15 protein-coding genes and 1 pseudogene are annotated in these 12,547 nt (G+C 69.9%); 8 read left to right on the top strand and 8 right to left on the bottom strand.

Annotated elements, in window-relative coordinates; genetic code table 11:
* From lnt to ACFWX1_RS25570, 3 genes are all read left to right on the top strand, one after another.
* Positions 1–1,057 (top strand): apolipoprotein N-acyltransferase (gene lnt, locus ACFWX1_RS25580; protein WP_378391337.1); only part of this gene is annotated, 1,057 nt, incomplete at its 5' end.
* Positions 1,058–1,081: 24 nt separating this feature from the next.
* Entirely contained in the window at positions 1,082–1,849 is a 768-nt protein-coding gene (locus ACFWX1_RS25575; protein WP_378391335.1) for a polyprenol monophosphomannose synthase, read from the top strand.
* A 17-nt stretch (positions 1,850–1,866) separates the two neighbouring features.
* Positions 1,867–2,598 (top strand): class I SAM-dependent methyltransferase, encoded by a 732-nt coding sequence (locus ACFWX1_RS25570; RefSeq protein ID WP_378391333.1) that lies wholly within the window; start codon positions 1,867–1,869, stop codon positions 2,596–2,598.
* Between the two features lie 68 nt (positions 2,599–2,666).
* Here ACFWX1_RS25570 and ACFWX1_RS25565 read toward each other — a convergent pair whose 3' ends face one another.
* Together ACFWX1_RS25565 and ACFWX1_RS25560 are read right to left on the bottom strand one after the other, a co-directional pair.
* Complete coding sequence (locus ACFWX1_RS25565; protein WP_378391331.1) at positions 2,667–3,560, bottom strand: NADP-dependent oxidoreductase; 894 nt, start codon at positions 3,558–3,560, stop codon at positions 2,667–2,669.
* A gap of 45 nt (positions 3,561–3,605) precedes the next feature.
* The gene (locus ACFWX1_RS25560) at positions 3,606–4,703 is read right to left on the bottom strand and encodes an FAD-dependent monooxygenase (RefSeq protein ID WP_378391330.1); all 1,098 of its coding nucleotides are present in this window, start codon (positions 4,701–4,703) and stop codon (positions 3,606–3,608) included.
* 93 nt (positions 4,704–4,796) lie between these two features.
* Between ACFWX1_RS25560 and ACFWX1_RS25555 the strand changes: the two genes are divergently transcribed.
* From ACFWX1_RS25555 to ACFWX1_RS25545, 3 genes are all read left to right on the top strand, one after another.
* Positions 4,797–5,366 carry a TetR/AcrR family transcriptional regulator gene (locus ACFWX1_RS25555; protein WP_378391329.1) on the top strand — a complete coding sequence of 190 codons (570 nt, stop codon included), beginning with the start codon at positions 4,797–4,799 and terminating at the stop codon, positions 5,364–5,366.
* Positions 5,367–5,412: 46 nt separating this feature from the next.
* Entirely contained in the window at positions 5,413–5,763 is a 351-nt protein-coding gene (locus ACFWX1_RS25550; RefSeq protein ID WP_378391328.1) for a VOC family protein, read from the top strand.
* A gap of 199 nt (positions 5,764–5,962) precedes the next feature.
* Positions 5,963–6,232 (top strand): hypothetical protein, encoded by a 270-nt coding sequence (locus ACFWX1_RS25545; RefSeq protein WP_378391327.1) that lies wholly within the window; start codon positions 5,963–5,965, stop codon positions 6,230–6,232.
* 15 nt (positions 6,233–6,247) lie between these two features.
* On the opposite strand, the gene ACFWX1_RS25540 is transcribed toward ACFWX1_RS25545, so the two are convergent.
* On the bottom strand, positions 6,248–7,264 hold the full coding sequence (locus ACFWX1_RS25540; RefSeq protein ID WP_378391349.1) for an XRE family transcriptional regulator: 1,017 nt from the start codon (positions 7,262–7,264) through the stop codon (positions 6,248–6,250).
* A 57-nt stretch (positions 7,265–7,321) separates the two neighbouring features.
* Here ACFWX1_RS25540 and ACFWX1_RS25535 point away from each other — a divergent pair, with 57 nt between their 5' ends.
* A complete protein-coding gene (locus ACFWX1_RS25535; protein WP_378391347.1) occupies positions 7,322–7,453 on the top strand; it encodes a hypothetical protein in 132 nt (43 codons plus the stop codon).
* Here ACFWX1_RS25535 and ACFWX1_RS25530 read toward each other — a convergent pair.
* The 4 genes and pseudogenes from ACFWX1_RS25530 to ACFWX1_RS25515 form a co-directional block, all read right to left on the bottom strand.
* Positions 7,430–7,567, bottom strand: a pseudogene (locus tag ACFWX1_RS25530) (multiprotein-bridging factor 1 family protein); the annotation flags it as partial. The gene ACFWX1_RS25535 and the pseudogene ACFWX1_RS25530 sit on opposite strands and share 24 nt — an antisense overlap.
* Positions 7,568–7,951: 384 nt before the next feature.
* Positions 7,952–8,296 (bottom strand): RNA polymerase-binding protein RbpA, encoded by a 345-nt coding sequence (locus ACFWX1_RS25525; RefSeq protein WP_345392636.1) that lies wholly within the window; start codon positions 8,294–8,296, stop codon positions 7,952–7,954.
* A gap of 226 nt (positions 8,297–8,522) precedes the next feature.
* A complete protein-coding gene (locus ACFWX1_RS25520; RefSeq protein WP_378391345.1) occupies positions 8,523–9,194 on the bottom strand; it encodes a thymidine kinase in 672 nt (223 codons plus the stop codon).
* Between the two features lie 145 nt (positions 9,195–9,339).
* Positions 9,340–10,740 (bottom strand): MFS transporter, encoded by a 1,401-nt coding sequence (locus ACFWX1_RS25515; protein WP_378391326.1) that lies wholly within the window; start codon positions 10,738–10,740, stop codon positions 9,340–9,342.
* A 245-nt stretch (positions 10,741–10,985) separates the two neighbouring features.
* On the opposite strand from ACFWX1_RS25515, the gene ACFWX1_RS25510 reads away from it, so the two are divergent.
* Positions 10,986–11,717 (top strand): transglycosylase family protein, encoded by a 732-nt coding sequence (locus ACFWX1_RS25510; protein ID WP_378391325.1) that lies wholly within the window; start codon positions 10,986–10,988, stop codon positions 11,715–11,717.
* A 12-nt stretch (positions 11,718–11,729) separates the two neighbouring features.
* Here ACFWX1_RS25510 and ACFWX1_RS25505 read toward each other — a convergent pair whose 3' ends face one another.
* Complete coding sequence (locus ACFWX1_RS25505; protein ID WP_378391324.1) at positions 11,730–12,515, bottom strand: glycerophosphodiester phosphodiesterase family protein; 786 nt, start codon at positions 12,513–12,515, stop codon at positions 11,730–11,732.
* Positions 12,516–12,547: the final 32 nt, after the last annotated feature.

The following is a 12,547-nucleotide window of genomic DNA, read 5'->3' as shown; positions in this document are numbered from 1 at the left end:
GGCCTCCTTCACGGCGCTCAGTGCCGTGAAGGAGGCCTTCACGGACCGCGCACTCATCGGGACCGCGGTGCTGACGGTGGTTCCCGTGGTGGCGGGAGCGGCGCTGTGGCCCACCATCGGCACCGGCGCGCAGGACGGCGAACGCACCGTCGCCGCCGTCCAGGGCAACGCTCCCGATATCGGGCTCGCACTGGAGGGGCAGCGCGATGTGTTGCGCAACAACACCATCGCCGAGAACGAACGGCTGCTGTCGGACATTCGTGCCGGGCGCGTGCCGCGTCCGGATCTGCTGATCTGGCCGGAGACCGCGACGGCGCTGGCCGGGCGCGACCCGCAGCTCGACCAGCTCGTCGCCGACTTCGGCGCGCCCGCGTTGATCGGCGCCCTCTACCGGCTGCCCGACGGCCACGCGCAGAACTCCGTGATCGCCTGGGATCCGCACACGGGTCCCGGACCGCGCTACGCGAAACAGCAACTCGTGCCGTTCGGCGAGTACATTCCGGCCCGCGAGATCGCCGAGCAGGTCACGCCGTTCGTCAAGTCGGCCATCGACATGCGGCCCGGCGACGGTGCGAACCCGGCGTTGCCGGTCGCGCGGACCAAGGTCGGGGTGTTCATCTGCTACGAGACCGCGTTCGACTACCCGGCCCGTGAATCCGTGGCCGCCGGTGCCGAGCTGCTGGTCGTGCCGACGAACAACGCGTGGTACGGGCCGGGGGAGATGAGTTACCAGCAGCTGGCGATGTCGCGGCTGCGGGCGGTCGAACACGGCCGCGCGGTGGTGGTTTCGGCGGTCAGCGGGGTCAGCGCGATCATCGCCCCGGACGGGTCGGTGACCAGCTCGACCGGGCTTTTTACGGCAGAGTCCCTGGTCGGGCGCGTCCCGTTGCGGACGCAGACTACGCTGTCGGATCGACTCGGTGCGTGGACGGAGTACGGACTGCTGGCACTGGCGATCGCCGGGGTCGCCGGCGGGTTCGTGCTCCGCTTTCGTGTTCGAGGTGCCCAGCGCGCCCGGCGCGCGCGGGGCACGGGTACAGGGGAAGCGGCGGGCTGATCCCGCGGATTCGGAGGAAGACGGATGGCGCAGGCGCCGCGGGGGGCCCAGGGAATCGAACCGGTGCTGGTGGTGATCCCGACGTACAACGAACGGGAGAACCTCAGGCCGATCGTCGAACGCCTGAACAAGGCACTCCCTGACGTTCACGCGCTGATCGTCGACGACGGCAGCCCCGACGGCACCGGCGATCTCGCCGACGAGCTGGCGAAGGCCGACGAGCGGGTGCACGTCATGCACCGGACGGAGAAGGCGGGCCTCGGCGCCGCCTACATCGCGGGGTTCCGGTGGGGGCTCGCCCGCGACTACGTCACCATCGTGGAGATGGACGCCGACGGCTCGCACGCGCCGGAGGACCTGCCGCGGCTGCTCGACGCGCTGGGGGACACCGACCTGGCGATCGGCTCGCGGTACGTGCCGGGTGGCAGCGTGGTGAACTGGCCCAAGCGCCGGGAAATCCTGTCGCGGGGCGCGAACATCTACTCGCGGATCGCGCTGGGCGTACGGGTCAACGACATCACCGCCGGGTTCCGCGCCTACCGCCGCCAGGTGCTCGAGAAGCTGGCGCTGGACGAGGTCGCCTCGCACGGTTACTGCTTCCAGATCGACCTGACGCTGCGCACCGTGGAAGCCGGGTTCGAGCTCGTCGAGGTGCCGATCACGTTCACCGAGCGCGAGATCGGCGAGTCGAAGATGAGCGGCTCGATCATCCAGGAGGCGTTCCTCCGTGTCGGGACGTGGGGCCTGAAGCGGCGGTGGAAGCAGGTGCGCCGCCTGCTCAAGCTCGGCTGAGGACGGGTCCGCGCCGGATGCCTGACGCGATCTTCGCCGATCCTCGCCTCGCGCTCGTCTACGACGCGTTCGACGGCGCCCGCGACGATCTGACGGCGTATGCCGGTATCGCCGACGAGTTGGGTGCCGATCGGATCCTCGACGTCGGCTGCGGCACGGGCTGCCTGGCGATCCTGCTCGCCGCGAAAGGCCGGAGCGTGGTCGGTGTCGATCCCGCGGAGGCGTCGCTCGCGGTCGCGAAGGCCAAGGACGGCGCCGCCGGAGTCACCTGGCTGCACGGTGACGCCACGACGGTCGGCGCCATCGACGCCGACCTCGCGGTCATGACGGGAAACGTGGCCCAGGTCTTCCTCACCGATGACGACTGGGCGCGAACGCTGCGGGGTATTCGCGGCGCGCTGCGTCCGCACGGGCATCTCGTGTTCGAGACCCGGCGTCCCGAGCGCCGTGCCTGGGAGGACTGGGCCGCCGACCCGGCTCGGCTCACGCTCGACGTACCGGGGATCGGTCCGGTGGAGCAGCGTCGTGAGGTCACCGGCGTGAGCCTGCCGCTGGTGTCTTTTCGCTACACGTACCGGTTTCTGTCGGACGGCGCGGTCCTCACCTCGGACTCGACCCTCCGGTTTCGTGGCCGGGACGAGGTGGCGGCAAGCCTGGCCGCGCAGGGGTACCGGGTCCTGGACGTGCGTGAAGCTCCCGACCGCCCTGGACGTGAGTTCGTCTTCGTCGCCGAACGGCCGCCCGGCTGACGAGTTTCGCCCGGCCACAGGCGAACCCCTTGATCAGCCGGGCGACCCGAGTGCCTCGGCCGCGAGGCTCAGATGACCATGACCCGGCGCCCGCGCGTGTGCCCGGCCTGGCTGTCGGCATGCGCCACCGCGGCGTCGGCGAGCGGGTAGGACTTCTCGACCGGGATGTGGAGCTTTCCCCGCGCGATGAGGTCGACGGCCTCGGCCAGCGCGTCCGGCACGCTCCCGGCCACACCGGAGAACCGGACACCGAGTTCCGGCGCGCCGAGATCGGCGATGGAGACCACCTTCCCCGGATCCCCGGTCAGCTCGACGAGTTCGCGGATGACACCCGAACCCGCCAGGTCGAGAGCCGCGTCGACCCGGCCGAGCCGCCGGACCCGCTCGACCCAGCCCTCGCCGTAGGTCGTGGCGAAGGCGCCCAGGCCGCGCAGGTAGTCCTGGTTCGCGGCCCCGGCCGTGCCGATCACCGTGATGCCGCGCTCCTGGGCGATCTGCAGCACCGCCGATCCGACGCCCCCGGACGCACCGCTGACCAGCAGCGTCTGCGCGGGCCGGACGCCGACCTCGCGGATGATGCGCAGCGCGGTCTCGACCACGGAGGGATATCCGGCCGCCTCCTCGAAAGTCAGTCCCTCGGGCATCCGGGCCCAGGCCGACAGCACGGCGAATTCGGCATAGGTGCTCGAGCCTTCGCCGAACACGGGGTCACCGACCTCGATCCCTTCGACGCCCTCGCCGACCTCGTCCACCACCCCGGCGGCGTCGATCCCGACACCGGAGGGCAGCTCGGTCGGGTGCGCGCCGAGGATCTGGCCTTCCCGGACGCGCCAGTCGACGGGGTTCACTCCCGCCGCGCGGACCGCGACGCGTACCTGACCCGGGCCCGCGTGGGGCTCCTCGGCGTCCAGGAGCTGCAGGACTTCGGGGCCGCCGAACTCGGCGAAGATGACTTTCTTCATGTTGTTCTCCTCGACGCTCACGGATGAGCGTGTGTGTGGCTGGGTTCAGGTGGCGGGTGCGGTGGTGAGCATCCAGTGGCTGAAGGCGGCGTAGCGCTCGGCTGACTCGGCGGCGCCGTTGGCGTTTTCGACGGCGGCGGAGTGCTCGTGCACCTTCTCGAACCGGGCGCGGCGAGCGCTCTCATAGCGGGCGAGGGCCTTGGCGACGTCGGACCCGTCGGCCAATTCGGCGCGCAGCACGGCGGCGTCCTCGATGCCGAGGGTGCCGCCCGCCGCGATGTGCGGGGACAGGCCGTGCGCGGCATCGCCGATCAGCGCGACCCGGTCCGTGGTCCAGCGCGACAGCTCGGGAACGCGCATGATCTGGTTCTCGAGGATCGACTCCTCCGGCGTGGCGGCGATCATCTCCAGCAACTCGTCGTGCCAGCCGGACGCGGCCACGTCGCGGGCTCGCAGCAGTGCCCGTTCCCGTTTGCTGCCAACGAGTTCGCCCGCGTCGAACTGGCCGACCCACCACATGGTCCGGTCGTGGGCGACGCGGGTGTACCCACCTCGGGTCCGCGCGGGGCCGATCGTGACCATCGTGCCCTCGGGCCGCTCGTCGCCTGCGGGCAGCACCGCTCGCCAGGCGTAGTTGCCGGCGTGCTCGACCGCCGCGCTGCCCGGCACCAGGGCGGCGCGCACGTCGGAGTACACCCCGTCCGCGCCGATCAGCAGATCCGCCCGCAGCGGCGCGGCGTCGGCGAGGTGCACCTCCACATGGGTGTCGTGTTCGGTGAAGCCGGTGACGTGTGTTCCCAGCCGGATCCGGTCGCGGCCGGCGGTGTCGGCGAGCAGGTTGGTGAGTTCCGGCCGCGGCACCATCAGGAACTGGTAGGTGGACGCGTCGTAGCCACTCGCGCGGATGGGGCGTCCGGTCGGGTCGTAGAACCACGCGTCGACGGGCTCGCCAAGGCCACGGACGTCGTCCCCGATGCCGAGGGTGTCGAACTCCCGCAGCGCGTTGGGCCACAGGCCGATGCCTGCGCCTGCGGCTCGCACCTCCGGCGCGTGTTCCAGCACGGTGACCTCGTGCCCGATCAGCCGCAGCGAGGCCGCGGTGGTCAGTCCGACCAAACCCGCTCCGACGATCACCGTGTGCATCGTTCGTTCCCTTCGTTCTCCATGCGACCGAACGTAGCACTAACGGCTAGTGTTTAACAACGGTTAGGTTTTCATGACTGATAGCATCAGTGCATGACCGCCCCACCCGGACGCCGTGAGCGCAAGAAGGCCGCGACCCGTCAGAAGATCGCCGACACCGCCCTGCGGCTCTTCCTGGAACACGGGTACGACGCGGTGGGCATCCGTGACGTGGCCGCCGAGGCCGACGTCGCCGTCACCACGGTCTTCTCCCACTTCGCCTCCAAAGAGGCCCTGGTGTTCGAACAGGACGAAGACTTCGAGCAAGGCCTCACCCGGGCGGTCACCGGGCGGGCGCCGCACGAGCCGCTCATCCCCGCGCTGCGCCGCCAGATCCACGCGATGGTGCGCCATTGCACGGCCGAGGGCGCCGCCCCGATCTGGCGCATGATCGACGCGACACCCGCACTGCGGGAATACGAGGACTCGATGAGGCTGCGTCACGCCGAGTCGCTGGCCGCGGCCATCGCCGACGATCCCGGCCTGTCCCGGAGCGCGACGGCCTGCCGGACGATCGCGCGGTTCGTGATCGACGCCTATTCGCTGGCCCGCGAGGCGGCCGATCCGGCGTCCACAGTGGACGAGATCTTCCGGATGATCGAGGCGGCCTGGGAAGCCGCCTGAGGCCGGAGCGGTCGTCGGGCCGTGTGCGGTGGGCTAGGTTCGAGCCATGCTCACTGGCCTGCACGCGATCGTGTTCAGCCCGGCCGCGGAGAAAGTGCGCGCGTTCTTCGGGGAAACTCTCGGCCTGGATTCGGTCGACGCCGGAGGTGGCTGGCCGATCTTCGCGATGCCGCCCGCCGAGCTCGCGGTTCACCCGGCAGGTGAGGGCGAGGCACACCACGAGCTGTTCCTGATGTGCGACGACCTCGCCCGGACCCTGGACGAACTGCGCGGCAAGGGCGTCGAGATCGTCGGCGAGATCCGCGACGCCGGCTGGGGACTGCTCGCCACGATCCGCCTTCCCGACGGCAGCACGCTGCCGATCTACGAACCCCGGCACCCGTCGCCGCGCGCCTGACGCAGGGAGCAATCCCGTTCGCGGGTGAGGGAACGGGCCACGCTCGAACATCTACGAAAAGTGAGCGGTTTGTCACAGTGAGGTGATGCTGCTGCGCTGCTGACTGATCGTGCCGAATCGCTCTGGCGTGTCCCCGGCCGCAACCCGTCCACTGGTGTCGCGCGAGCGAGAGACGCCGCGCGGACCGGGAGGTGCGGGAATGTTCGGCAGGGTAGTGGCGGCGACGGTGCTCGCGGCGGGGGCACTGGTGGCCACAGCGTCGGGTGCGTCGGCCAGTCCAGTGAGCACAGCGAACACCCAGGGTTTCGGCGCGTGCATGGACTACGCGGTGGGCCAGCACGACATCGAGCCGTGGCTCGCGCGCGACGCCTGCGACGCCGACTCCTTCGACGAGTGCTACTGGATCCTGCGACGCGAGTACGTCCCCGCGGTCGTCGCGGGGACGGCCTGCCGGATCGCGGACAACTAGAGATGGGTACCAGGGTCACCCGAGCACGTGACTGCGAATGGCGAGATGACGCAGGCCGGGTAGCGCCGGCTGGTTGCGGTGGCGCATCAGGTCGCTGATCAGGCCACGGGCGGCCGAGCGGGTGTGCACCTCGCCGGGCGCCCGGCGTTCGGCCGCGAGCAGGGTCCGGTACGCCTGCTCGGGCTTGTCCCACTGCGCGAAGGCGAGCGCGACGTCGACGAGGAAGCGGCCGTGCCGCTCGGCACTCGGGAAGTCCGCGGGCCGGGCGGCACGCGCGTGCTGGAGGGCGGTCCCGGCGTCGCCGAGCAGGTAGGCGGCCGACACCCGGTGGCTGATGATGTTCGCGTTGAGCACCTGCTGACGCGCCGGATGCCCGCTCAGGCGCGTGGCCGTCGCGGCGGCTTCGTCCAGCAGGCTCATCGCGCGATCACGATCCCCGGCACGCGCGGCCGCGTACCCGGCGGAACACATCAGGACGCCGTGCAGGGAAAGGTGTTCCGGCGTGGTCGTGTCGAGCTGCTCGGCCGCGGACAGGACGAGGGCCTGTGCCCGCTCGTGATGTCCCGCCCTGCGGAACACCGAACCCATCAGGCGCTGCGCCTCGGCGAGCGTGAGCGGATCCCCGGCCTGCATCGCGACTCGCAGCGCGCGATCGGCGCTGATCCACTCGAGACCGCTGGCCCGCAGCTTGAGCAGGGCGCGGGTGACGAGGTTGTACACCTGCGCCAGCGCGATCCGGCTCGCGGCCGCGGCAGCCTCGGCGGCGGCTTCGGCGTTGCTGACCAGCTGAGGTAGCTGCGTGCCCAGCGACAGGTAGCGGCTCGCGTGGAAATCGTCCTTCGCGGTGATGAGCGCGTCGGGCAGGGGGAGGGGGAGCGGGGTGAGTGCCGACTGGGCGGGGCCGACCAGCACGTTCTCCAGACGGGCGTAGAGCATCGCCGCGGGGTCGGGCTCGGGTTGCGCGGCGGCGGATGGAGTGGCAAGGGAGGTACTGGCCAGTCCGGCGGCGACCAGAAACGCGCGACGTCGCACTTGAACGTCCTCCTCTCCCGGCTGGGCTTGGCGCCCGACAGCTCCGGTGGTGGGTGGGTGTCGGGCGGGCACACGATCGGGCGGGGCGGGGTTCAGCCCGAAGGCCTCGGGCGGCAGATCGAGGACGTCGGCAAACCGTCGCAACACGGCGACGTCGCGCAGCGGACGACGCCCGCTTTCGAAACGTGAGATGGTACTGGCCGCGCAGCCGAACCGCTGACCCAGCTCGCTCTGGCTCCACCCGGCTTCATGGCGGGCGCAGCGCACCACGGCCGCGTGATCCCCACAGCGGATCGCCGACATCAAGGCAGGCGAAAGCTGACCCGGCATCACGAACCCCGCTTCGTGCGCTCATCAAAAGACCCAGGGTATCCGAACGGCGACGAAAAGTGAGAATGTTTGCCGAACTGGAACACCAGTCTGCGGATCTGGCACAAGCACTGGCCGGAGGGTGTGCGCGGTTCTTACCGTCGTGAGTACCCGGTCCGGCGCGAAGGAGGCCTCGCCTTCAACCGGACCGGCCGGCCGACAGGGGCACCCCGCAAACAATGTCCTCGAAGTCCCTGCCGGCCGGGTCCAAGCGCATCCCGGACGTACCCGGCGGCCCCGAGGATGGCGAAAGGCCCCCGTGGGGGGAGGTCACGGGGGCCTTTCAATCTGTGGTGGGAGCAGCTACAAGCCGAATCCTCAGGCGGAGCGGGTCCGACGTCCCTTGAGTTCGGCGAGACGTTCGTTCAGCAGCTCCTCGAGCTCAGGGATCGAGCGCCGCTCAAGGAGCATGTCCCAGTGGGTACGCGGTGGCTTGACCTTCTTTTGCTCAGGCTGCCCGCCGTCGACGATCTCGGACTCGCTGCCGTGCAGCCTGCACTCCCACACCGTCGGGATCTCGGCGTCGTCGGAGAACGGCACCTCGAACTCGTGGTTCTTCGGGCAGGCGTAGCGCACGGTGCGCCGCGGGGCGAGATCGTGATTGCGGTCGGTCTCGTAGCTGACCGCTCCCAGCCGGCTTCCACGGAGAACACGGTCGGCCATGATGGGGGTCCTTTCCAGTCAGCTCCGGGCGGAGCCAGGGTGGTGCTCACCCTATGCAACGACCGAGGCGCCCGGGGGATTCCCGGTACACCATGTCGTTGCTCACGATGAGCTGTGTCACCCGACGGCAACAGCTTCCTCTAGTAGGAGCGGTTTCGCGCTCTGGCGTGACGTGAATACGGCCTCTTAGTGCGGATATCCCCCGGATGGGCTACTCACGCTCCGCTCAAGTCAACCGTAACTGGCCGTGTTGAGCCGCCGTCGGCCCCAGATCACCCTGTCGGTAGTGGCGGCGGCACAGTACCTGATAACGCACAGTATCCGGATCGGCCTCGAATCGTGCTGATGCTGAAGATTCAACTACGGATTGTTCGGTATCGGCTACGACAACAGTGTCCCCCTCACGGACCACCTCCCCGTTCCGGACCCGCGCGTTGAACCGCCCCGGCAGCCCGCACCAGCACAACACCTCGACCTGCACCGGCTGCAACTCGTCCGCCAGTTCGAACAGCCGGGCGGCACCGGGGAACAGCCTGCTCCGGAAATCCGTCGCGATCCCGAAGCAGTAGACGTCGAGCTGGACGTCGTCGGCGAGCTCGGCCAGCTGGTCGACCTGGGCGGGGGAGAGGAACTGGGCCTCGTCCACGATCACGTAGTCCACGTGCTGCCCGCGCGCCCACTCCTGCCGCACCAGCTCACGCACGTCCGTGGCCGTCCCGACCTCCACCGCCCGCCGCGTGATCCCGATCCGGCTGGTGATCTGCGGCTCGCCGGACCGGTCGTGCCGCACCAGGACCAGGCCACGGCGACCCTGCCGGGCGTGGTTGTGGTCGATCTGCAGGGCCAGCGTCGACTTCCCGCAATCCATCGGGCCGTAGCAGAACTTCAGCCTGCCCACCGGAGGGGCTCCCCGCCGGGACCCCGCTGCGGGGACCGAGGACAACGCGTCGGTCGGATCGCCGTCCACTCCGCTACCGGCGGAAACCGGGCCGTCACGCCCGCTGTCTTTCACGAAAGTCACGACGGTCGAGCCTATCGGTGCCTCACAGCACCCGCGGCGGACGGTTGCCCGCAGCCACGATCGCCCGCCGCACCGGAACCCGCCACACCAGCACCAGCCCCAGCACGAAGAACACCACCAGCGCCACGATCGCCAGCCGGAACGACCCGGTCGCCTGGCCGACACCGGCGAACACCAGCGGCCCCAGCCACGACGTCCCCCGCTCGCCCACGACGTAGAGCGAGTAGTACTGCGCGTCCTTCCCGGCCGGGATCATCTGCGCGAACAGCGACCTCGACAACGCGTTCGTCCCGCCCAGCACCAGCCCGATCCCGATCGCCACCGCGTAGAACTGCACCGGCCGCCCCGGCTGCACGAAGAACGCCCCGCCCAGCACCACGACCCAGAACGCCAGGCTGAGCAGGATCGTCCGCTTCGCACCCAGCCGGCGCGCCACCAGCCCGTGCAGCACCCCGCCCCCATACGCGACGAACTGGATCACCAGCACCGTCATGATCAGCACCTCGTCGCCGAACTTCAGCTCGTCCTTCCCGTACTGCGCCGACACCGTGACCACCGTGTTGATCCCGTCGGTGAACACCAGATAGCTGCCGAGAAACGCCAGCGTCAGCGGATACGCCTTCGCCTCCACCAGCGTCCGCCGCAACTCCGCGAACCCCGCGCCCACCACCGACCGCCCCGGCTCCGGCACCACCGGCACATGCGTCCGGGGGAGCGCCCGCAACGTCGGCAGGGTGAACAGCGCCCACCACAGCCCCGAAGTCAGGAAACACACCCGGACCGCGGTCGGCTGGTCCACCCCGAACGCGTCCCGGCCCAGGTAGAACCCCAGCTGCAACGCCAGCGCCAGGCCACCGCCGAGATACCCGAACGCCCAGCCCTTCGCCGAAACCTCGTCCCGCTCGTCCGGCCCGGCGATGTCGACCAGGAACGAGTAGTACACGACCAGCGAACCGCCGTAGCCGATGTTGCCCACCACGAACAACGCCGCACCCAGCTGCCAGTTCGACCCCGCCGTGAAGAACATCAGCGCCGCCGCCGTGGCACCGAGGAACGCGAACCCGCCAAGGATGCGCCGCTTGTGCCTGCTCCGGTCGGCCACCGCGCCCGCGATCGGCAGCACCAGCACCTGCACCACCGTCGCCACCGACAGCAGATACCCCCACACCGAACCGGCCGGGAACTGCAGCCCGAACACCGTCACATCACAGTGCTGGAGCTTGTTCTCGACCCCCGCCACGTCCGTGCAGGGCCTGTCCCCGTTAAGGGTGATATTCGACTTCGCGTCGGCCGCCGCCACCGAACTCAAGTACAGCGCGCCGAACACCGTCGTCACCGACGAATAGAACGGCGAATTCGCCCAGTCGTAGAAATACCAGCCCCACCGTTCCCGCTTGCTCGCACGGGTCTCGGTCAGCGCCATCCAGGGCTCCTCCGCTCAGGAACATCGAGGTCAGCGGGGACAGTACTGGCGCGGCCCCCGCCGAGACCCCGCCGTAGGGAAACCGTGTCCGGTTTGTCGTCATCACCCGATCGACGCACCCCGCCGAATGCCCATTTCCCGAATGCGCGGCGTGTCGCGGAGCCGATTTCCGCCTGTGTCATGTGATGCTGGAGGGCGTGGTGTGACTCTTGTGGCGAAAGGGTCACAGTTCTACTGTGCAGCGCATGATCAAGGACCGCCTGCGCACCGCCTACCGAGCCGTGGTGAGAATCGTTCTCCCCGCCGTAGCCGTACTGGGCCTGCAGATCACCACCGCCACCACCGCCTCGGCCGACCCCTCCGCCGCCGCGTGGGCCAAGCTCCGCATGTGCGAGTCCAGCGGCCGCTACGCCGTCAACACCGGAAACGGCTACTACGGCGCCTACCAGTTCGACCTACCCACCTGGCGAAGCGTCGGCGGTCAGGGCAGACCCGACCAGGCCAGCGGCCGCGAACAGGACTACCGCGCGCTCTACCTCTACCGGATGCGCGGCTGGCAGCCCTGGGAATGCGCCGGCAAGCTCGGCCTGCGCGAGGACGGCGACGCCCGCAGCAAACGCATCCCCACCTACCAGCAATCCGCCTACATCGGCGACGGCACCCCCGCACCGCCCCCGGTCATACCCACCCCGCCCACACCACCTGCACCCGCACCGGCACCGCCCACGCCACCCACCGGCGGCCCGAAACCCGCCTGGCCCGGCCTCGTCTACGCCTACGGCGACTGCGCACCCGCCCTGCGCACCTTCCAGCTCCGCATGAACGCCTACGGCTACAAGTTCCAGGGCACCGGCTGCTACTACGACAAGACCAAGCAGGCCGTGCTCGACCTCCAGCGCGCCAACGGCATCAAGGACTCCGGCCGCCTCGGCCCGAAGACCTGGAAAGCCGCATGGGAAGGCAAGGCACCCCGGTAGCGAAGACGCCGCTCAGCCGGCCTGCTGCCACGCACCGCGCTCGACGAGCACCTCACGCAGCAGGTCCGGCCGATCGGTCACGATCCCGTGCACCCCCAGATCCAGCAACGCCCGCATCTGCGCCGGATCATCGATCGTCCACGTGTGCACCTCGGCACCGGCCCGCACCGCCGCCCGCACGAAAGCCCGGTCCACCACCGTCAACGGCCCCTGACGTACCGGCACCTGCGCCATCGCCCCCCGCGCCAGCCGAGCGATCGGAAACATCGGCGCCCACCCGTTCGCCCACAACGCCAGCACCGACCGCGGCCCCATCGACGTCACCAGCCTCGGCCCCGCCAATCGCCGCAGCCGCGCCAGCCGCGCGTCCGAGAACGCCGCGGCCGCCACCCTGTCGTAGGCACCCGTCCGCTCCAGCACTCGCACGAACGGCTCCACCGCCTGATTCGCCTTGACGTCGATGTTGAACCGCGCCTCCGGCAACTCCTCGAGCAGATCCTCCAACCGCGACAACGGCACCTTCCCGCCGACCTTCACCCCCCGCAGCTGCGCCCAGGTCCGCTGCGCGATCGCCCCCGAACCATCGGTCGTCCGATCCAGCGACGCGTCGTGATGCACGACCACCACACCATCCGACGTCGCGTGCACATCGGTCTCCAGATACCGGTACCCCTCCGCCACCGCCCGCCGGAACGCCGGCAGCGAGTTCTCCAGCCCCGCCAGCTCATCGAGATGCCAGCCGCGATGAGCGAACGCGCGGGGGAACGGATCGGCGAGGTACGGAAACGGTGACGACACCCCTCCAGTGTGCACTTCCGCCATGACCCGAG

The sequence above is a fragment of the Amycolatopsis sp. NPDC059021 genome, from assembly GCF_042739895.1.
In the GTDB taxonomy this organism is placed as follows: domain Bacteria; phylum Actinomycetota; class Actinomycetes; order Mycobacteriales; family Pseudonocardiaceae; genus Amycolatopsis.
The sequence above is the reverse complement of the archived record's forward strand: the minus strand, read 5'-3'. Positions and strand labels throughout refer to the sequence as shown.